Source organism: Paenibacillus sp. FA6, assembly GCF_051550225.1.
Lineage (GTDB): Bacteria > Bacillota > Bacilli > Paenibacillales > Paenibacillaceae > Paenibacillus_AQ.
The window spans coordinates 156,755-178,715 of record NZ_CP188820.1; the positions used below are offsets into that span (position 1 = coordinate 156,755).

Genomic DNA, 21,961 nt, shown 5'->3' on the forward strand with positions numbered 1-21,961 from the left:
TAATGCCTGTACGACTTTTTTATGAAACTTATGTGCGTACAAAGAAGAACGGATAATATAACCTCTTTCCTCTATTAAGATTCTCAGAATTAACCCTAAAATGGCTAGATACCTCCATGAAACATCGCCTTTAGCCTAACTTCGCTTTCTTGCGTTTTTTTGAAAATGAATAAGAAAATGCACTAATCGCAACAGAGTGCTTAGTCAACACGATAGGGAGGGTGAGAAGGTTGTTGGATTTGTATCGTAACTAATCAGATACTTATCACGATCATTCTCAGTGTAAGGAGCATTTGGCTGTGCACACCAATCGAGTTCTTGTAACAACTTGAATTAACATCAAAATTTTGAATTACAAGGGGAGGTTTGTTGTGTTTGATACAGTTCGCTTGAAAGCTGAGAGCATCATAGTAGATTCTAATGTTCTAGAATCTCCCTCCCTACTCTATAACAAAGGACTTACCGCATATCCTGTCGAATTCACTCTTAATAAGGAAATCCATTTTCATCAATTACAGAAGCTTCGTGATCGTTTTTGGTAATATTTATTCCTATGTAAAATAAATAACTTTCTAGGTTGAAAAGTAACAAAAAATTCAGTGCAGAAAAGTTTTTCTTTTTACTTTACGGTATACAACCGACAACCTCATTCTATATTTAGTACTTTATGCTATCTAGCTCATCCGTAATAAACCTATTTTCCTATATAGCTTATGGAACAACAAGTTTTTATACGGTTTTCTTGATAAATTAACTGTACCTTTATTATATGAGAGAGGTGTTTAAGATGAAGTGCATTATTACAAGAGCATCTATTACCAATAAAGTGAATACGGGTGGAAAATTACCCCGTATATTTACAAAATAAGAGAAGCCTTGCAAAGAGAGCTATTTAGAAGAATTAATTGATGTTGACAGCATACAACAATTGGACGGAATAGGTAAAAAATATCATGTTGATATATTGCTTACGACTAATTATATGTTTCCAGATTATATTGCAATAATGCTTTACGATGAAGAGATTGAGTAAATATTGACTGAAAACAAAGGGAATGGAAATTAATTGTTGGAGAGGAGTTAACTATGAACTGCTTTATTAATTATGAAAATTTTGAGAAAGCATTTAGTAATGAGGTTGATCTATTGTTGCAATATAAAGTGTTATTTAGACAATGGGATGAAACTAAGTATGATGAAAGTGTATTGGGCAACCCTGTAATGAAGCCCAAAAGAAGCAATGGTGAAATTGATTGGGAAGAAACCAAATTAACAATGCAAGATTTAATAGAGTGGAATGCTGGATATTTTAACAAAAGAAAAAAAGAGGCTGAATTATATGATGAAAAAAAGGAAATAGGCTATTATACAGACTTGATAGATGCGGATAAAAGTATCATCGATATGTTTTTCCTGGGAGAACAACCATTACTTGATATTCAATATTATGAACTACAGGCAAGGCCATCACAAAAGATCGAAAATACGGAATGCCCGAATTTTCATCTTGTTTTTGATGAGGTGGGAACCGGTAAAACTGTATCTGCAATTTATTGTATCCGTGATGTGGTTTCTGAAAAGAAGAATGAGGCAAAGATTTTGGTTATTTGCCCGAATAATAAAAAGAGTGAATGGGAAAAGGATATTCAGCGACAGCTCGGATTGTATGCTCATACAGTAGATAATGGAGATAAAGGAGGATTTTATAATGAAACATTAAAGCAAATGTACTTTAAATGCAACGAGCCAACTATTTTTATTAAAGATCAAAAGGTTATTGAACTTAAGACGGAGTTAAACTCGTGGAATAGTCGTAACAGCTGGGATTTAATTATAATAGATGAAGGGCATTTATGCTTTGATAATTATAATGATTTGAAAGCAGAAAAAGCAATATTGCTTACTGCGACACCAATTGTAGTTAACAGTCGAACAAATGATGGAATATTGGATATTAGCAAGGTGCGTGATTTAACGGCATATAGAGATAAATTGTCTAGAATCGTAGACAATAAACACGATGCTTCTTTAAGTGATTTATTTGGTGATAGTGACATTTTTACACAGCTATTTAGAGAGGATTTAGAAATAATTCCGAAAAAAAGAAATATTATATTTTTAGAATGTGAACGTTGGGATAAAAGATATGAATATCTTAATATTCTAGCCGAGGTGAAAGGTGGTATGACGAGGTTAATCTACGAACAGGATGATGAATTTCTACTAGAGGGAATCTACAGAAAGTTTAGGAATGATATTGAAGACTATGGATACTTGATAGAAGATAAAGCACCATCTATTGATAATAATAAGTATAGTAAATTGGTGGAGCATATTCAAAATAATAATAATAAATCTTATATTATATTTTTCAATACAATATGGCCCGCTAATAATACATTTGAAGGACTAATAGGGGATGGAAATCTAGGTAAGGGAAATATTATTATTGCTAAAAAGTTTGGTGGTAATAAGTGTGAGGTTTATCCAAAGGATAATGCTGTTACACCTGATAATGTATTGGATTACTTGCAAGGGCAAATAGAATTAGGAAAGAGAGTGCTATTTATTACCACTGGAGCAACCGGTGGAACGGGACTAAATTTAGGGAAATTTCATGGTGTGATCAACTATGAACTCCCTTTTACAAGCATTGAACTTGAACAGCGTTTTGGTAGAGTTGATAGAATGGATAACAGTGATTCGCAAGATAAAGAGATGGTATTTATGCTAAATAACGATGCAAACCCAATGTTAAGATATAGTACTTTAAAAATCAATAAAACTTGTGAGTATATGCCTATAAGAAATACGATTTTATTCCATTCTGAATTTATAAAGAAAAATATCGAGTCATTAAAAAATGAATTGTCGAAGTGCAAGCTTGAGGCTGATAGTAACTTCATGAAAGAATTGATTGAAATGCGTAGTAAGGTCGGTGACAACGATAAAAAACTAATAGAAAGTTTGGAAGGTTACATCATACAGAAAAAGAGTATCGAACAATTTGATGTAGATATAGCGGAGTTATTATCTGAAGGAACAAAAGCTTATATTGATTTCATAGCGGATAAAGCAAAGTTTGAGTGCGCTATTAAAGTTTATTATAAAATAAGATTACTAAATTTGCTGGAGCCTCAAATTTTTAATTGGTGTAACTTACTTGGGAAAAAATCAACAATATACATCGAGAGTGCTTCATTTATTGTAGCTGATGATGAAGAAAAATATGACGAATATTATGAAGAACAAAATATTATACGAAGCGAAAGTATTGTGATTAAAGAGGATAAAAAAAATGAGGGAAAACATGAATATAGTTTTGATTTTGAGTATGAAGCTGCTCTTAAAAAATATGGAGAATTAGGAAATCTGTTGGAAGATCTGGTGGAGACTTCTGATAGTCAGACTGCAACAGGACTTTTTTACATAAAGGATAATAATTATATTAAACAAACCGTTGAGGAATATCGCAATAATTTTAACGAGTTACGAGGAGATGAATGATGGATAATATACTCTTAATTGATGAAATCGTAAAATACTATATGAATCCTAAAACATACCCCAATAAAGATAAAAATGAGGTTGAAAAGGGGATTAAAGAGCTCGATAGATTCTTATTAGATAAGAACTGTGAAGAAAATGAATTCTTTAGTGCTTTATTCGAAAGGTATACATCAGATAATGTGGAGAATCCTATTAATTCTACCATTCGGAAAACAAGAGCAGATGAGCAAGGACTTAGTGCAACGAAAGGTTATAAAGAAATATACTTTAACGAGATCATTCAGAATGCAAATGATAACACTACTGGGGAATCTATAAGTATAATACTGTCCAATATTAATAATAATTATGAGATGTCTTTTTTGTATGAAGATTCTGGATTTAAGACAGAAAACATTATAGGTTTTTTTAATACAGAGATACATACCAAAAGATCCGATTTATCCACAACCGGTAAACATGGTGTAGGAATTAAATCATTGTTTTATTTTGTTGATCACATGACAATGGAAAGTAACGTAAAGATTGAATTTAAAGTTAAAACAATCAACGAAGATGGTATTGATAAAATTGAAAAGGTAAGTTCTAATTTTTCTAAAAATGCAGAATGGGATGGGAAAACAACTCGGTTTACAATTCGATTTCCCCAAAAAGAAAGCTATGGTGAATTTAACGTTGCGAAGCTTAAAAAATTCATTGATTCAATGTTAGATAAGACAAACCCTATACAAGATGAAACTTTTAAGCAATATTTCTTTGGGTTGAACCAGGAAAAATTGATTTTTGACGTAAGAGGGTTATTATTTACAGATAAAAACAAAGGTAAAAAAAAAGGCATTAAAAAAATTTATTTTCATAAGAATGATGATAACAAGTCAGAATTGTTTACGATATCTTGTGATGAAAGTAATTCAGTTGAAGATGACGGTAATAGAGTATGTAAAGCAACCTTGAAATGTAATGAGGAGGAAAGGTTATCCTATCTGATGTTTATCAGAGAAGGAGAAGGAGAACAGCAGAATTTTTCGGTTGCTTTTCCGCTAAAACCTAAGCGCAGCAGGCGAAGATATTATGAAACATATTATATTTCTGAAGCTGATGACGAAGGAATAGATATATTAGTTAACAGTAAGTATTCAAATGTCGCTAGAACTAAATTAACAGATGAAGATAATAAAATTAAAGCAATAAAGGAAGAAATAGAGGGCGAACTTATAGAAATCTATAAGTTTATGGTAAGTAAGAAGTGTGCTGATTCGGATATAGGTGAAGATATCAGTAAATTGTTTCATAGTTTATTGATCCAAGATAATTCAAATATTGACTTATTTTATGAAAATGAAATTAGTAACCGATTTTTAGCAAGGTACATAAAAAGTGATGAACCACTGAATCAAGATCTGAAAGACAGATATCTTGTATATCAAAGAAAAGATAAAGAGGATTTTGAAAAGCAGTTTATTATACAGAAATTCACTAAAGAAAATGTGATAGAATTTTTTGTGAAAAGTTTTGTTGCCAATGATTGTATTAAATATGATGAGAAGCTATTCATTGAAGAATTAAAAGAAATATATAATCAAGCATTTCAAGTTAATCAACAATCTGGAAATATTCATAAATTGAAGACTGTACTAAACATAGCCGGTAGTGTTCGGGAATTAATATATTATCGAATAACAGGTAACTTCCCCAATAGTAAAGAACAGCAGCCTATACTTAGAGATGCGCAGGTTGACGCGTGGCATGAAAAGTTGTGGGTGGGTAATATTGAATTAATAGATATTTCTTATTCGATGATTGGAAGGTATAAATTACACAATCATATTGATACAGCAGGTAAAATTACAGGCGCTTCCTTTTATGAATATTTATTTAATCAAAGTAATAATGAAAATCAAAATGAGCAGACTAATAGCAAACAATATCCAACATTGGAAGGGAAGCAAGAGGAGCTTTTTGATAAACAATATAACGAATTAAAAATACGATTATTAGATCTAGTGGTCAACAAAGAACAATCAGGTGAGGTAGAACTACCAAAGTATCCTTTTCCTAAGAAGACATACAAAGAGGGTACAGTTGTATTTTATGGTTCAGATCATCACAATGCAGGCAATGAAATTTACTGTCATAATAATAATTTCATAATATATGATTACATCAATACTGAAAAAAAATTGGACTCGAATACTGATAAATTTGGTGATAAACTTTCAGAAAATTTTGTGAAGAAAATATTAGATGAGGATGAATTAATAAGACATATTATTTGTATTGGTGAGAAAATAATGCTTGCATCGAGTAAATATCCTTTGCACAAGAACCCCACGTGTACGTATTGGAGAAGCGAAGCTTATGTTAGTGGCGAATGGTTTGAATGCCAGCTAATAAACATTAATTTTTTAAGGCGTATTTATGCACATACTTTTGAGAGCTTTAAGTTTTATGTAGAGGATTTTCTTGAGAAGAGCGATGTTGTAAGTAAATGGGGGGATTTCACACTCGATACAGCCAAGTCTGGTGAACCTCTATTTAGTCTTAATATAAATGATATTCCTGAAATCTTTAAGTTTTTCTATACTAATAGGAGATATAGTAAATTAACAACAGACATTAATAAGTATAAGATTACATTTAACATCAAATTATTAGGTGACATAACGAATAATTTGTGTCCAAGTGATTATATTGACCATGTGTTTAGAATAACAAAGAAGAAGATCTATGTTATGCAAACCAATAAAGTTGGAAACCGAGATGAAGTAATGTATTGGCATAAAGGTAGCTTTAAAATATGGGGGGATAACGACTGGAATGAAATAGGAAAAGGAAATAGAAATAGAAATTCTGAAAATGAGATCATTATTATTCATAATGAAAAGATGGACTATAAAAAGGCAATTAACAAGGTTTTAAAAGATATATTTGGAAATGGCGATATGGTTGATAAGTGCGAGGTTTTTATCTCGGAAGGTCAAAGACTCGCGATTCAAGGAGAGGAATATAATAAATTATCAAGCTGTGATATAGATATAAATCCAAGGTATCGCCGAATAAGTTGTGAATTTGATGCTAATAGACTTTCATGTGATACACTTAAAAAAATTATTACAGCAAGAGGAAATAATGATAATAAATGCTGTTGTTGTGGAAGACAATTGACCAATTCAAAGCTAATTATTACAAATAATTGTAGTGAAAAAACAAAGAAAGAATATCCTCAAGTGTTTGAAGTTGTATGCGAAGATTGTGAAAAAGTGTTGAGTAAAAGTCTGAAAAACACAGAAATCATAAAAGAGGAGAATTCTTACTATGTAAGATATAAATGTGAAGTGAATAATTCACATCAAATAAAAGAAGTCATTTATAAAACTAAGTTATATGATGGGATACTGGCATTATGTAAAAGAAAAGTGATAATGAATAACAGGATAAATTACTGACATATTTCCAAACTGTCGCTAAAACAGTAATAATAACTCCAGATTACATTTTTGGTTTTCTGTTTCCTTAAGTAAAGCAGCTCTTTATATTTTTCTAACTTCCCCTACTATACCGTTCACGTTAGAGGGTAAGTGATCCGTAATCCAGTTTTTAATGTCCACAGTGAACAAATGATGTCCCTGACATCTATCGCTGGCACCGATGAAGTCAGGAAATGCTTTCTAAACAAGTTGATGTAAAATTGATGTAAAACATCAACACAAACAAAAGGAAAGCAGCCTTTAAGAACGGAAACCAAGTGACAAAAAGCCTGTTAAATCAAGGTCATTGAGTACCGAAACAAATTAAATCCTATGGCGATATGTTCCCGCATACGGTGCATGTGGAGTGCGTGGTATTGATGGTTCGAAATCTTGTAAAGAATTAATAAACCCGTGATATTATAAATAAAGCCGTGCTAAAAATCGAATAAAGTCGTGATAAAACCATCAAATCGCTAAATGGAGCACGGCGTAACCCCAGATCCATGCGATTCCGCAGAGCCGACCGATTTTCAGGATTTCCTCCTGCCTTTCGCTCGGCTTTTTTTATCTTTCTTTTACTCAGCCCACCCTCGCCTCATCACCAAAGTCCTTTTTTCTCAGTCATTTTCCCTCTCTCTTTTTTTCTTCCATAACCTCTGGAATCCCTCACCACACCTGCATTCTCAGGATTTTCATCGGATCCTTTCAACCGGATTTAAGCTTATCACATGTGTTTCCTTGGCTTTTTTTATCGATCATTTACTCTGGTTAATTTCTTCCTAAACCCAGTACTTCACCTATGTTTTCTCCTGCTCTGACGGCAGATTGTTACCTATTTGACGTAGAGAAGAAAAAGGCGAGAGAAGCGCTGAGATGCCTTGCTGGTCGTGGGGTTTGTGCGATTGGAGTCGGATCTGCGAATTTCAAGCCTTTTCCTGTGTTTGTAGCAAGACATTATTCAGATTCTAATAAAGTCGTGATAGAAAAAATGAGGAAAAAATTGAGGAAAGCACTGTTTTGTAGCAAGAGTTTATTTATTCGGGCAACGGTGGAATGCGGGTTTGGGGGGTGTCTTTTAGCAGGGGTTTATTAAGTTTGAACAAATCTGTAAAGAATTAATAATACCGTGATATTACAAATAAAGTCGTGCTAAAAATCAAATAAAATCGTGATAAAACCATCCAATCGCTAAATGGAGCACGGCGTAACCCCAGATCCATGCGATTCCGCAGAGCCGACCGATTTTCAGGATTTCCTCCTGCTTTTCGCTCGGCTCTTTTCATCCAGCTTTTAAGCTTATCTCATGTGTTTCATCGACTGTTTAATCGATCAATTACTCTGATTAATTTCTTCCTAAATCCAGCGCTCACCTATGTTTTCTACTGCTCTGACGGTAGATTGTTAGCTATTTAACGTGGGGAAGAAAAAGGCGAGAGAAGGGCTGAGATGCCTTGCTGTGCGTGGGATTGCGGAGATTGAAGAGGGATCTGCAAATTTAAGCCATTCCCCTGTTTTTGTATCAAGACATTATTCAGTTCTTAATAAAGTTGTGATGAAAATTGAGAAAACTATTGATTTGTAGCAAGAGTGTTTATGTTTAAAGACTCATTTTATAACTATGATTACAGAAGCAAATAGCTAAATTTAATAAGATGTATTGAGCGGAAAAAAGAGTGGAATGTGATGATCAATCCTGATCCTCCACAGAGGGAGGGAAACACGACGCTGGCATCGTAACGGGCAGAAGTTCGGGGATTGATCCTAAGGCGTACATTACACGAGCTGAGGTGGTAGCTATTGTACAACGGTTGCTGCAAAAGTCTGAGCTGATTTAAAGCTGCTTACCAAGTGTGATTTATCCTTTTAGTGATCATCAAGTATAATTATTTATTGATTGAGGTAAACAAGGTTGGACGGTCTATAAAGACCCTCCAACCTTGTTTTATGTTCTACCAGCAGCATTCCGCATGAGCGGAATACTATTCTGAAGTGCCATTTATCTGAATGTAAAACCCCTTCGAAACCAAGTAAATAGAAAGCTTAAGTTGGTTTATTGATGGGTCTGAAAGAATAGATGTGATAGTATTGCTCATAGGTATTGCTTGTAATGATTGCGTAAAAGGATGCTTTTAGTAGGAGGGAAAACGTGTCAATCGATAAAGAGAAGCTTTTGGCCAGAGCGAAAACCATTGTTATGATACCCGAGCATTATCAGCTAGAGATGGAAGACAACATGCCCGAAGGTGATGAGAAAGAACGGTGCTTTATTTGGGAGGACCCTGCAAACCAGGATAACACAATTGAGATCACATTGGATCTGGTAACCGGACACCTGACACGGCTTGCTATCGATCGGGAAGGAGTGAGAAAGACCAAGGTGGAGGCTAAACGGTTAGGCTTAGATGGGGAGGCTAGTGTGGCAGCCGATGAATTCGTTGCGAAGCATGCTCCCTATCCTGAGGAATATACGTCAGTCTTACTTGAAAAAAGAAAAGATAGAGTCGACTTTACGTTTCGCGAGGAAGTCGGTGGGCTGCCACTGCCCGGCACGGGTTGTTGGCTGACGCTGGATACAGAACTAAACGTCGTACGATATCATATAAATGGGGGAATGGCTAGTAAAGCTCGTAAGCCAGAATGGCCGCCCTCCATTGTGGATGCGGATACTGTGATGCAGGATATACGGAGCAATTTACGTATGGAGCTAACGATCGTTTCTCTAGATCCTTCAATGTACGAAATGAAAGGAACTGAACAGGAATATCGACTAGTTTATGAGCCGATTCTAGACCGTAATAATATTGATGCTGTAACAGGCCGTGATCTGTTTGGTCCAGAACACTACGTCATGCCGCCAAGTCATCCCTTGTTGCTAATCGATACTGTTCCGACGCCTGCTACTGACGAGACGGTGTCTTGGGAACAACGGCTTGGCATCAACCTAGAGCATTATGTGCTAGAGAAGTCGACGGATGACGGGGAGAGAATAAGATCCTTGTATCAACTTAGGGGGCAGGAGGAAGAGGAAGAGAACCCAGAGCGGGACCCCTTGTCCAGAGATGCTTATATGGAGCGAAAATGGGGCGATAATCTGCGTCATTTTAGGGACTCCTCGATCATGGTACAACTGGAGAAGACGACTAGACGTCTGGTCGGGTATCATTGGTTAGATCGCGGGAAGGAAGGAGCACCAGCGCTAAACCGGGAACAGTGCTGGAAGAAGGCTGAACAATTCCTGCGTATCGTATTTCCAGACTACATCGATTATCTCCAACTTGAAAACGATGAAGAGAAATCAGATGGGGAACCGTGCGAACGTGAATTTTTCTATTTGCCCGTTTATATCGACGGAATCCCCGTGAACCATGAGAGGATTACGATCAGTGTCAGCACATCGACGGGAGACATCTGCAACTATATGGGTGTTTCTTATGAGATGATTACAGAATTGGCAGGATGTAGTTTCCTTCCAATTCTCACATCGGAAACGGCATTTGATGACTATGTCGAACAGATGAAACTTCATCTTAGGTGGTACTTGGATCATGATCAAGAGGTTACTGCATATCGGCTATTGTATGAACCGACCACGACTATATGCAATGAGCGGGGGGAGAAACGGACTTTACGCTATATAGATGCAGTTTCTGGCGAACCTATTTGGGGAAAGTAGTTATATTATCCTAGAACCCTAGTTTAATTGACCACTTTTATACCATCAACAAACGTAAATTCCTATTCCCCTCTCCACACATATGGAGCGTTGCGTATTGATTATTAGGGGGAACAACCCACTTTTGCGGCTCCCCCCAGGGGGGGGGCGTGTTTTTTCACTCGGATAGTAGATTGAATCGCTAGAAGTACAATACCATAAACAACGGGGCTGACCCCAAAGGCTACAATTAATGTAGCCTTTGGGGTCAGCCCCGTTTAGATTACTTATGACTAATTTACAGGGGATGTGATCGCCCCGATTCAATGGCCTCGCTTTACAACTTACTTTGCGCTTGGCAATAATTTATTCAATAATATCGCTGCCATCGAAGCAACTAAAATAGGTGAGCCCAATAAATATTGCACGATAGTAGGTAAAGAATATAAGAAATCTTTAGGAATGAACACTAACGCTAACGTTAAAATCATGGGTATCGCAATAATATACATTTCTTTTTCGCCAATGGTTTCGTTTTTCATCACCTGCATACCGTTAATCGCGATGATACCACAGACGATGGCGAATACGCCGCCGATGACAGATGTTGGAAGCGAAGATATTAAAGCGGCTAATTTACTTGAGAAACCGAAGAGGACAAACCATCCTCCTACAGCAAGAAAGACTCGGCGGCTAGCAATACCTGTGATGGAAATAATACCTGCATTTGTAGAATAGCCAGTAACAGGAGTTGAACCGAGTAATGAAGCAATAAGACAGCTAATTCCTTCTCCAATAACACCTCGGTTAATATTTTTATCCGTTAACGGTTTATCGATCACGTTGCTGATAGCAAACCAAGTACCTGTTGTTTCAGCCAGCAGTACGAGATAAATAATGACCATGGTGATAATAGCAGAAAAGTCGAAAGAAAATCCGAAATCTTTAAAAGGTATCTGCGGCATGCTAAACCACTTGGCGTTTTGAACAGATGTGAAATCTAAGACGCCCATAAACTTTGCAGAAATACTTCCGATAATTAACGCGAACATCACGGAAGTTATTCGGAATATAGATCCTTTAGTACGGAACAAAGAACCTAGGATCACGAAAATAATAAGTACAGCACCTGAAATAAGGGCTAATAACACGCTTTGATTGATTGTAGCGTCAGTGGCGCCATAAATATTGTCTCTTATAGCAACAGGTAGTAAGGAAAGACCTATAATGAATATGATCGTACCACCTACAATGGGTGGGATAAATGATTTAACAATTTTATTGAAAATGCCAGTATAGCCCAAGATAATAACTAAGATCGCACCAATTAAGCTGGAACCTAACACCGAACTCCAACCTAATTCCCCGCCACCACTAGCGGCATAAATCGTGACGATGGCACCAAGCGGAACATAAGAAGGACCTTGGGCCATAGGCAGCTTCATACAGAAATAAGTTTGCACAATCGTTGCAAGGCCAGCAGCAATAAAAGTAGATTGAATCAAAGCGCTTGACTGATTAGGTTGCAAACCGATTAACATCGCAATAAGGAAAGGAACTACATAGACGTCCATTGCCAATACATGTTGTAAACCTAGAATGGCGGATTTGCCGAATGAAATTTTTTCATCGGGTAAGACAGTTAAATGTTGTGGCTTCACTTGAGCGTTATCTTGCTTGTTTGCTTGTGTTTTCACTTAGATGTGCACCTCGAATTTTCTGTTTTTTTATAACTTAACTTGAATACATATATTAATTTGATAGACTTGATTTAATGTTCGCTTTTTAAGCGATAATTGTTATTATAATCCTCAAAAATTGATATGTCTATATTAAAAGACGAATATTAAGAAAGTGAGGCAAATTACCGATAAATCTAAGGAGCAATAGATGAATGCGAAAGAGTTCTTTTCGATACTAACAATTGATGGAGGCAACGATGAATGAAAAAGATGTTTAGTTTACTATTTATTTTATTACTGATCACACCGGTTCTAGGCTCTACAACCTTTGCGAGCAACACTATGAATGCTAAGGTGACAGAGAGCAGTACATATTTTAATGGAGAACAGAGGAGTCTTGATGGATTCAATATTTCAAACAGCAATTATTTTAGATTACGAGATTTAGCGGAGTATTTCTCAGGAACTACGAGTCAATTCGATATATCTTGGAATAAAGAGAGCAACGCAATAGAGATCATAACAGGGCAAGCGTATACTCCTGAAGAGACAGAAGGCAGCAACTATTATAGTCGCAATAGAAATTATTCAGCCACCCGTTCAACCTCAAAAGTTCTAGTGGATGGGCAGTTGCAGCTAATTACGGCATACAATATTGATGGAAACAATTATTTTCAATTGAGAGATTTGGCGGGCAAGATTCCATTTGATATCGAATATGACATTCAATCCAATCGAATATCACTGTTCTCCAAAACCCCAGACCATACTTACCGTGCTAAGACAGCTATTGAAGCCAAGAGTAACGCCGAATCTTCTTATTTTCCTAGATGGAAAGGTACAGTTGCTTCATATCTTATGAATAATAGTGATGGGACTGTAAGTGTCATTGAGGCGAATGAGGATGTTACGATTGAAACATATAATGAAAAGTATGAACTAAGTGGAAACAAGAGTATATCCTATGAGCTCCCTCTGTTTGGTGGTTTCTACAGCGGTGAGAAGTACAACTATATTGCTTTTGGACAAGACAACCGTGAAGAGAATGACAATAAAGAAGTAATTCGCATCGTCCGTTATGATAAAAGTTTCAATAGAATCGATAATGTCTCCATAAAGGGTGGGGAGAGTTATACAGTAGAGCCCTTTGATGCAGGTGCCGGGAGGATGGCTGAGGCTGGGGATACGCTTGTATTTCACACTTCTCGTAAAAGATACACGACAGAGGATAATTTAAATCACCAATCCCAGCTCACAATTATTGTGAATACCAATACCATGAACGTAACCAATGATATGGGACGCTTCCAAAAAAATCATGTCAGTCATTCCTTTGATCAGTATGTATTGTTTGATGGAAGTACTCATGTTCTGGTTGATCATGGTGATGCCTACCCCCGTTCGATTGTGCTGAATAAAGGAGATGGAACCAGCTACAGAGAGGTAGATTTGTTTAATATCCCCGGTAAAATTGGAGCGAACACCACTGGCGTTTCTATAGGCGGGTTTGAAATGTCTTCAGCCAACTATATTGTCGCAATGAATACGATTGACCATTCGCTTGTCAAAGAGTATACGTCTTATGAGATGGTTGGTTTGGAGAAAGATCAAAGGGATATCATTCTTAGTGTATTGCCAAAGGCTAGCACTGCAGTGAATCATATCACCATGGCTAAATATGTAGGCACGAACCTGATCGCATCTATACCTAAACTGGTAAAAATAACAGACAACAAGATGATGGTGCTATGGCAGGAATTTGATATGGAGAATCATCCTGGTGACCTGAAATATGTATTCATTGATGGAGATGGGAAAGCCATGGGTGACATCCAAACCATCAAGAATTTTGTATTATCAGAAAGCAGTCCCATCATTAGTAGCGACAAAATTGTCTGGTATACGAACAGCAATGGATATCGATTGTTTTATTCGATAACGTTAGATTGATTAATAAATCTAATTGCATCTGATCAAAAGCTCAATGTTATCGCAATAGTAGAAGTATGATAACGAAGATACACTAGACAGCCTTGGTCCGGCATTCCATCGGACTAAGGTTGTTTGATTTTGAAGTGGTACAATATAGGGCCGTCCTTTTATTCCATAGCAAAAAGCACCCCCTATAGCATTCATCGATCAACACACTTGGTGTTTTTACAATGTCTACTATAAGGGGTGCAGCCAATATACGTTGATTAATAGCTTAAGCTTCTATCTCCATCTTCTGTGCCGAGTATAACCGGTAGTATAGGCCGCGGAGAGCCATTAGCTCGTCGTGCGAGCCGCACTCTGCGATACCTTTATCGGAAACATACATAATGCGATCGCAGTTTTTTACGGTGGATAGACGGTGTGCGATGATGAATGAAGTCCGTCCCTTCAGCAGTTCGTTCAGGCCCTGCTGAAGTAGCCGCTCGGTCTTGGCGTCAATCGACGAGGTGGCTTCATCCAGGATGAGAATGCGCGGGTCGGCCAAGAGTGTCCGTGCGAATGAGATAAGCTGACGTTGTCCCTGTGACAGCTTCGAGCCACGCTCATTGACCTCCGTCTGATAGCCCTGCTCAAACTCGCGGATGAACTCGTCGGCGCATACTGTCTTCGCGGCAGCGATGATTTCTTCTTCTGTAGCATCGAGCCGGCCGTAACGAATATTCTCAAGAATCGTGCCTGAGAAAATAAAGCTATCCTGCAGCATAATACCCATTTGGCTTCGTAGCGATTTCAGAGTCACCTGTGAGATGTCGTGTCCATCAATTGAGATTGTACCATCTGTAATGTTGTAGAAGCGAGAGATTAGGTTCACTATCGTTGTTTTACCTGCACCCGTCGGCCCTACAAGGGCGATGCTTTCACCTTCCTTAATATTGAAGGAAAGATTCTCGAGAATATTGTTGCCAGGATCATAAGAAAATGTAACCTTATCAAAGGTTACACTACCTTGGATTGACGGTAGTTGCTTCGCATTAGGCACATCGCTGACGGTTACTGGTTCATCGAGTGTTTCGAAAATACGCTCAAGATAGGCAACGGCATTAATGAAGCTATTGTATAGATTTGATAGGTTCAGAATCGGCTGCCAGAAGCGGGCCGCGTAGGCTCCCATCGCGAGAATGACACCAAAGGTCACATCTTTCGGGTTAAGGGCGAGCAGCCCTACCAGATAAATCGATGTAGAGACAATGGTAGCCAAGTTGTCGACGCTAAACGGGATTAAGGCGTTATATCGCATGGAACGCATCCATTCTGTCCGGTAATTGCTAGATAGGCGAGTAAAGATGCCCTCATTGCGTTGCTCCCGGGAGAAGATTTGCGTCACGCGGATACCACTGATACTTTCCTGCAAATAAGCATTCATATTGGAACTCTTGTTGGATACCGCCTGCCATGCCCGCCGTTGCTGGGTCTTGATCATCAGCATAATGGCGAGGAAGAAGGGCAGTCCCGCGAGAATAACAAGCGAGAGCCGAACATCTACGGCAAACATAAAAGCGGCGATAAAGATCAGATTCACGATTTCAAGAATGAAGTTGATAATACCGTTGGATAACACATCTGATACCGAGTTGACATAGTTGACGACCCGGATGAGAATTTTTCCCTGCGGACGGTCATCGTAATATTTGAACGGTAGTTCCTGTAAATGCTTGAACAGATCTGTACGGATCTCAAAAATAATATCCTGACCGACGCTCGTCATGATGCGCGAGCGGATTGTTGCCAAATAAACGCTGACCACAATGGTCACCAGCATGAGCGCTGACCATCCTACCAGTGGGAGGGCAGCCTTCGTCGGGATAGTCACGTCGACGACGTGACGCATGATGAGTGGAGCTGACAACGCAATGGCTGCCGACAATGCGCTCAGCACAAACGCAACAATCATCGGTTTTTTCTGACCCTTGATGTAGACTAACGCACGCCGAAAGTGCCTTATATTAAATGGCGACTCCAGATCTTCATCGATGTCGAATTTATTCCTAGCCATGATCGGTCACCTGCCTTCCAATGCCCTCGTTCTGTAGCTTAAACACTTCGTAATAATAACCCCGCTTTGCTAGCAACTCAGCGTGAGTTCCCTCCTCGATGAGACGTCCGTCTTCGAGAATGAGGATACGGTCAGCCTCTGCGGTAGTAGATACGCGCTGAGCGATGATGATCTTCGTGCAAGGGTAGTCTAGCTCGCGCAGACTTTTCTGAATATGCTCCTCAGTTTCTAGATCGACGGCGGAGGTCGTGTCATCCAGAATCAGAATTGGACTGTGAACCGCTAAGGCACGAGCGAGCGCGATACGCTGCTTCTGTCCACCGGACAGGCCAACACCGCGTTCTCCTACAATCGTGTCATATGTTTCGGGCATTTTCATGATAAATTCGTGCGCGGCGGCAAGCCGGGCATATTCTTTCGTTTCCTCTTCAGAAAGTTCAGGGTTGCCATAGGAGATGTTGCCATCAATCGTATCTGAGAACAACAGAACATCCTGTGTTGCAATGCCAATATTACCACGGAGCTCGTCGAGCTCAAGCTCACGTACGTCGATGCCGTCGACCAGTACCCGTCCCTGCGACACATCATAGAAACGAGGAATCAGGTTGACTAGCGTTGTTTTGCCCGCACCAGTTGAACCCATAATGGCGACGGTTTCACCCGGTTCCACAGTGAAGCTGACATCGTGCAGAACCGTCACTCCGTCGTATTTGAAGCTGATATGGTCAAACTCTATGTGGCCATTATAACGGCGTTTGTCGACAGGATTATGCTCGTTGACGATACTTGGATGCGCGTAATAAACTTCAATGATTTTGGTCAAGCTGGCAAAAAAGCGCTGAATATCGTTGATAATGATGCCGATGTTACGCATTGGGTTGGAAATGGCCCAGATCAACGCAGAGAAGGCAGCGAATTCACCAAAAGTGATCCGGCCATTCATGACAAACAAACCACCCACCAGCATTAAGATTACATTGAAGGCTTGCGCAAGGGTCTCTAGGTAAGGAAAGTAATCGAGCCAGACGAGTGCGGCAGTCTTGTTCGCCTTGGCATAGCTGATATTCTTATCCGTGAACTTCTCGACCTCATACTCCTCGCGTGCGAAAGCTTTGACAACCCGATTACCCGAGATGTTCTCCTGCGTTGTGGTGTTAAGCTGCGACAGCCGTTCACGCAGGTCAGTGTACATAGGGCGTACTCGCTTCGCAAAGATATAAGCGACGATGAAAATTGGGGGTGACAAAATCAGCAGCCACAGCGTCAATTGGACATCGATGCGAAAGAAATAGACGACTGCGGCGATGAAGATCGCGAGCGATTCGATGATCGTCTTGATTATCCATGCCATGGAGTGCCGCACCATGTCCAGATCGCCTGTCATCTTGGTCATGAGGTCGCCAGTGCGGTTGTGGTCGTAGTAATGCATATCCTGACCTTGAATCTTGTTGTACAGATGAATGCGGACGCGATAGAGCATGTTCTGGGAGGAACGCTCATACATCATCGTTGTGAGATAGGCTAGCCCCGTACGTAGTAAGGTAAAGCCTATCATGGCCATGCAGAGCGTAATCAGCAGTCCACGCTCTTGTGTTAAATTGTGCACCGCGTTGTCGTTGGCTATGAACGTATCGACAATGCGTTGACCTATGTACGGATTCACGATCATGAGCGCAGAGCCCACCACCGAGAGGCAAAGCGCCAGAATATACCGTGTTCTGTCACCCTGCAGGTTTTGCCATAGCCATTTCAGTTCGAACATTTGAGCACCTGATTTCTGTTTGTTATTACACTCTTGTTGAAAAAAACTCTACATAATCAACAAATTAAAGTGATTATACCACTTTAATGGGCAGTGTGAAGCAATATTTTTTACTCATTCTTATCGTCTTTGTAGAGAACTCGCTTGGGCAGTTGCGCTCACTTAAGGGAGTCCGGCGAGGTGCTGGGCTCCCCTTTTCTTTTCTCCTCATTCCGGAACCCACTTGGTGTTTGCCCGGTTACCTTTTTAAACAACATGGAGAAGTATTTGTCATTGCTGTAACCAACACGGGAGGAGATCTCATGTACCGGAGTATTACTTTCCGCTAGGAGTCGCTTGGACTCTTCAATTCTACGACGAATGAGATAGTTGAAGGGAGAGTCGCCTAGATCTCTTTTGAACAGGTGGGATAGGTAATGCTGGCTGACATAAAGCGTGTCGGCGATATCCTTTAGCGTGATGCTTTTCGTGTAATTTTTGTCGATAAAATCCTTGGTGCGAATCGTAATTTCATTCTTGCCTTGGAGGGACTGGAACTGATGTTTCACGTCAATAATCCGATAAATCAGCGTAATGAGGGACATGAGCAAGTTGTTGCTCAGTGTTTCGTAACCAAGCACTTGGGAGTCGCATTCCTGTAGCATTTCAGACAAATAACTTTCTACTTTAAAAGCGTACTTCTCGCAGGAGATGACCGGATCGACGGAGGGAGGCAATAACATGCCGAATGGAACGCCCTCAATATGCAAATTATTGACGCCGCAATAGAACACCTTGAATGACCCCTCGCTGGAGGAACGTTCCTCATGCTGGACACCGGGATTATAAATAGCCATATCCCCTTGATTCAATATATAGGTCTTGCCGTTAATGATAAATTCACCGGAACCCTCAACAATATAGATCATTTCGCAAAATTCATGAATTTGTGGAGCTGCATAAAAGGAGCATTCATCGAGCACTTGTCCGGCAAAAAGTAGCTCAGGAGTCTTTTTGAAGCGGAAGCGGTCACTCTTGCTGTGGGGAATTTCGATCTTAGGCATAAGGGTCCCTCCCGTACAATAATAGTTCTATTATACATCATGAGGTTCACTATATGGATGATATATAGGATGGCAAACAGCAACATAGTGGGTTATCATTTCCTGCTATTCAATTTAATATATGAGTATATTAAACGAACTCCAAGGAGGAATGAACGATTATGATTGAAAACGGTTACAGATGGAGAGATGGATTTCCTAAGATTGGGATTCGACCAACGATTGATGGAAGAAGAAGAGGAGTACGCGAGTCACTCGAAGTACAGACCATGGACTTGGCCAAAGCTGTGGCGAAATTGCTACAGGAGGAACTGCGTTATCCGAATGGAGAACCAGTAGAATGCGTTATAGCGGATACATGTATCGGTGGGGTTGCGGAAGCTGCAGCCGCTGCTAAAAAGTTCAAAATCGCAGAGGTTGGTCTGACGATTACAGTGACACCTTGCTGGTGTTATGGAACAGAGACGATGGATACCGATCCAAGCCTTCCTAAAGCGGTATGGGGCTTCAATGGTACAGGTAGACCGGGAGCGGTATACTTGGCGGCTGTGCTGTCCGCCCATGCGCAAAAGGGATTACCGGCGTTCGGTATTTATGGCGAGGACGTTCAAGACGAAGGGGATGACCATATTCCGGCTGACGTGCAGGAGAAACTACTGCGGTTCGCCCGAAGCGGGCTGGCTGTTGCATGTATGAAAGATCAAGCGTATTTATCCATGGGTTCGGTATCCATGGGGATCGCTGGTTCGATCGTGAACGATTCATTCTTTCAAGAATATTTGGGCATGCGCAATGAATACATCGATATGAGCGAATTTACACGGCGTTTGGAAGAAGGCATTTATGATCCAGAAGAGTATGAGAAGGCATTTGCTTGGGTGAAGGAAAACTGCAAAGAAGGTTCTGATAACAATCCAGAGCTACTACAAACGACTCGTGAACGTAAGGATTGGGAATGGGAAACAGTTGTGAAAATGACACTGATTACGCGGGACTTAATGATTGGTAACCCACGATTGGCTGAACTTGGCTATGGTGAAGAAGCGCAAGGACATCATGCAATAGTCTCCGGCTTCCAAGGTCAACGACAGTGGACAGATCACTCTCCGAATGGAGACTTCCTGGAAACGATTCTTAACTCCTCATTCGACTGGAATGGTAAGCGTTCTCCATATATGGTTGCTACAGAGAATGATAGCCTGAACGGAATGGGGATGTTGTTTGGATACTTGCTCACGAATACGGCGCAAATTTTCGCTGATGTTAGGACCTACTGGAGCCCGGATTCGGTAGAACGGGTGACTGGACATAAGTTGGAAGGTCGGGCGGCTAATGGACTTCTGCACTTGATCAATTCAGGATCGGCTACGCTAGACGGTACCGGTGAGCAGATGAAAGACGGCAAGCCTGCAATGAAGCCATTCTGGGAGATTAGTGATGAGGAAGTAGATAACATGTTGAAGGCTACACAGTGGCGTCCAGCATCCGTGGAATATTTCCGTGGCGGTGGTTTCTCTACTGACTATTTGACTCGCGGAGAAATGCCGATGACGATGGCGCGGCTTAATTTGGTGAAGGGTCTCGGTCCAGTATTGCAAATCGCCGAAGGCTATTCTGTAGAACTACCAGAACATGTGCATGAGACTTTAGATAATCGTACTGACCCGACTTGGCCGACCACTTGGTTTGTGCCTAATCTGACGGACAATGGCGCTTTTTCAAGCGTTTATGATGTCATGGACAACTGGGGTGCGAATCATGGCGTGATCAGCTATGGGCATATCGGGGCGGACCTGATTACACTGGCTTCTATTCTCCGTATTCCAGTTAGCATGCACAATGTGCCGAAAGAAAAGGTGTTCCGCCCACGTGCTTGGGGGATGTTCGGAACTGAGCAAGCAGAGAGTGCCGACTTCCGCGCATGCGCAAACTTCGGTCCGCTTTATAAATAACCCACAGCATGTGGGGGATGCACTTTTTTTCGTAACTTCATTAATGGTGAAAAAATTAGCGGAGCGGGCCGTTTGAATCTGGAGAAGCGTAAGCGTTCGTCTTTGCAGTGGGATTATTACCTAATCAGGTGTAATTAATTCAAATGAATCCGCTGCAACAACGATCGAAGGGTCAAACGGCATGCACAGCGGGCATAATTCACCCAACTATAAATTTTAGCTACAAAAAAGGGGAGACAACATCATGTACAAAGATATACGCCAAGAACTATGCAAATATGCCCGCAAAATTGTCGACAACGGTTTAGTCGTTGGACCGGGAGGGAACATCAGCGCCCGGGCGGGAGATAAGATGTACTTGTCACCAAGTGGTTTTGCTCTTGAGGAAATTCAGCCGGAACAATGGGTTGAAGTCGATATCCCTACGGGTGAAATTACCGATAAAGGTCTGCGACCATCGTCAGAAGTGCTGATGCACTTATATGGATATCGGCAGAAGCCAGATATGGGAGCCATGGTTCATACCCATCCTTCATATTGTATTGCGTTCACTTTAATTGAAGAGAATTTACCAATGATGTTCCCAGACCAAGCCGCACTTGTTGGAAGAACAGCCTTTATACCTTATTTGATTCCGACAACGGACCTGTTAGCCGATGCGGTTGCTGCTAAAGTAAATGAAGCAAGTTCGATTCTACTCGGAAACCACGGACTCGTGACGACAGGTCGCAATCTGCGGGAAGCTTATTACCGCACACAGGTCGTGGAGGAGAGTGCGAAGATCTACTTGAGCGCGAAAGCAGCAGGAACACCGGTTCCGTTGACAGATCAGGAGGTTGCGGACATCGCAGCGCTTGAAAGCGAAGAATATCGAATCCAGTTGCTTCAGAAAATGAAATGAG

Annotated in this window: 11 protein-coding genes; 7 read left to right on the forward strand and 4 right to left on the reverse strand. The window is 40.1% G+C overall.

The features are described from left to right. Window positions 1-371: 371 nt before the first annotated feature. The 4 genes from ACP8HI_RS00795 (at window position 372) to ACP8HI_RS00810 (ending at window position 10,653) form a co-directional block, all read left to right on the forward strand. Window positions 372-542, forward strand: a complete 171-nt coding sequence (locus tag ACP8HI_RS00795; protein WP_438349264.1) for a hypothetical protein — start codon at window positions 372-374, stop codon at window positions 540-542. Between the two features lie 544 nt (window positions 543-1,086). Beyond that, window positions 1,087-3,507 (forward strand): SNF2-related protein, encoded by a 2,421-nt coding sequence (locus ACP8HI_RS00800; protein WP_438349265.1) that lies wholly within the window; start codon window positions 1,087-1,089, stop codon window positions 3,505-3,507. Next, window positions 3,504-6,956 (forward strand): hypothetical protein, encoded by a 3,453-nt coding sequence (locus ACP8HI_RS00805; protein WP_438349266.1) that lies wholly within the window; start codon window positions 3,504-3,506, stop codon window positions 6,954-6,956. Before ACP8HI_RS00800 ends, ACP8HI_RS00805 begins: the two co-directional genes overlap by 4 nt. A 2,170-nt stretch (window positions 6,957-9,126) precedes the next feature. After that, window positions 9,127-10,653 carry a YcdB/YcdC domain-containing protein gene (locus tag ACP8HI_RS00810; RefSeq protein WP_438349267.1) on the forward strand — a complete coding sequence of 509 codons (1,527 nt, stop codon included), beginning with the start codon at window positions 9,127-9,129 and terminating at the stop codon, window positions 10,651-10,653. Between the two features lie 323 nt (window positions 10,654-10,976). On the opposite strand, the gene ACP8HI_RS00815 is transcribed toward ACP8HI_RS00810, so the two are convergent. Beyond that, entirely contained in the window at window positions 10,977-12,329 is a 1,353-nt protein-coding gene (locus tag ACP8HI_RS00815; RefSeq protein WP_438349268.1) for a uracil-xanthine permease family protein, read from the reverse strand. A gap of 246 nt (window positions 12,330-12,575) precedes the next feature. Here ACP8HI_RS00815 and ACP8HI_RS00820 point away from each other — a divergent pair, with 246 nt between their 5' ends. Continuing rightward, window positions 12,576-14,264, forward strand: coding sequence for a hypothetical protein (locus ACP8HI_RS00820; protein ID WP_438349269.1), 1,689 nt, complete (start codon window positions 12,576-12,578; stop codon window positions 14,262-14,264). A 256-nt stretch (window positions 14,265-14,520) separates the two neighbouring features. On the opposite strand, the gene ACP8HI_RS00825 is transcribed toward ACP8HI_RS00820, so the two are convergent. The 3 genes from ACP8HI_RS00825 to ACP8HI_RS00835 form a co-directional block, all read right to left on the reverse strand. Further along, window positions 14,521-16,302, reverse strand: a complete 1,782-nt coding sequence (locus tag ACP8HI_RS00825) for an ABC transporter ATP-binding protein (protein WP_438349270.1) — start codon at window positions 16,300-16,302, stop codon at window positions 14,521-14,523. Further along, the gene (locus tag ACP8HI_RS00830; protein WP_438349271.1) at window positions 16,295-18,064 is read right to left on the reverse strand and encodes an ABC transporter ATP-binding protein; all 1,770 of its coding nucleotides are present in this window, start codon (window positions 18,062-18,064) and stop codon (window positions 16,295-16,297) included. Before ACP8HI_RS00830 ends, ACP8HI_RS00825 begins: the two co-directional genes overlap by 8 nt. A 158-nt stretch (window positions 18,065-18,222) precedes the next feature. Beyond that, window positions 18,223-19,107 (reverse strand): AraC family transcriptional regulator, encoded by an 885-nt coding sequence (locus ACP8HI_RS00835; RefSeq protein WP_438349272.1) that lies wholly within the window; start codon window positions 19,105-19,107, stop codon window positions 18,223-18,225. 161 nt (window positions 19,108-19,268) lie between these two features. On the opposite strand from ACP8HI_RS00835, the gene ACP8HI_RS00840 reads away from it, so the two are divergent. Continuing rightward, on the forward strand, window positions 19,269-21,059 hold the full coding sequence (locus tag ACP8HI_RS00840; RefSeq protein WP_438349273.1) for an L-fucose isomerase: 1,791 nt from the start codon (window positions 19,269-19,271) through the stop codon (window positions 21,057-21,059). A gap of 244 nt (window positions 21,060-21,303) precedes the next feature. After that, window positions 21,304-21,960: a class II aldolase/adducin family protein gene (locus ACP8HI_RS00845; RefSeq protein ID WP_438349274.1), complete on the forward strand. Its 657-nt coding sequence runs from the start codon at window positions 21,304-21,306 to the stop codon at window positions 21,958-21,960. The last annotated feature ends 1 nt before the right edge of the window (window position 21,961 follow it).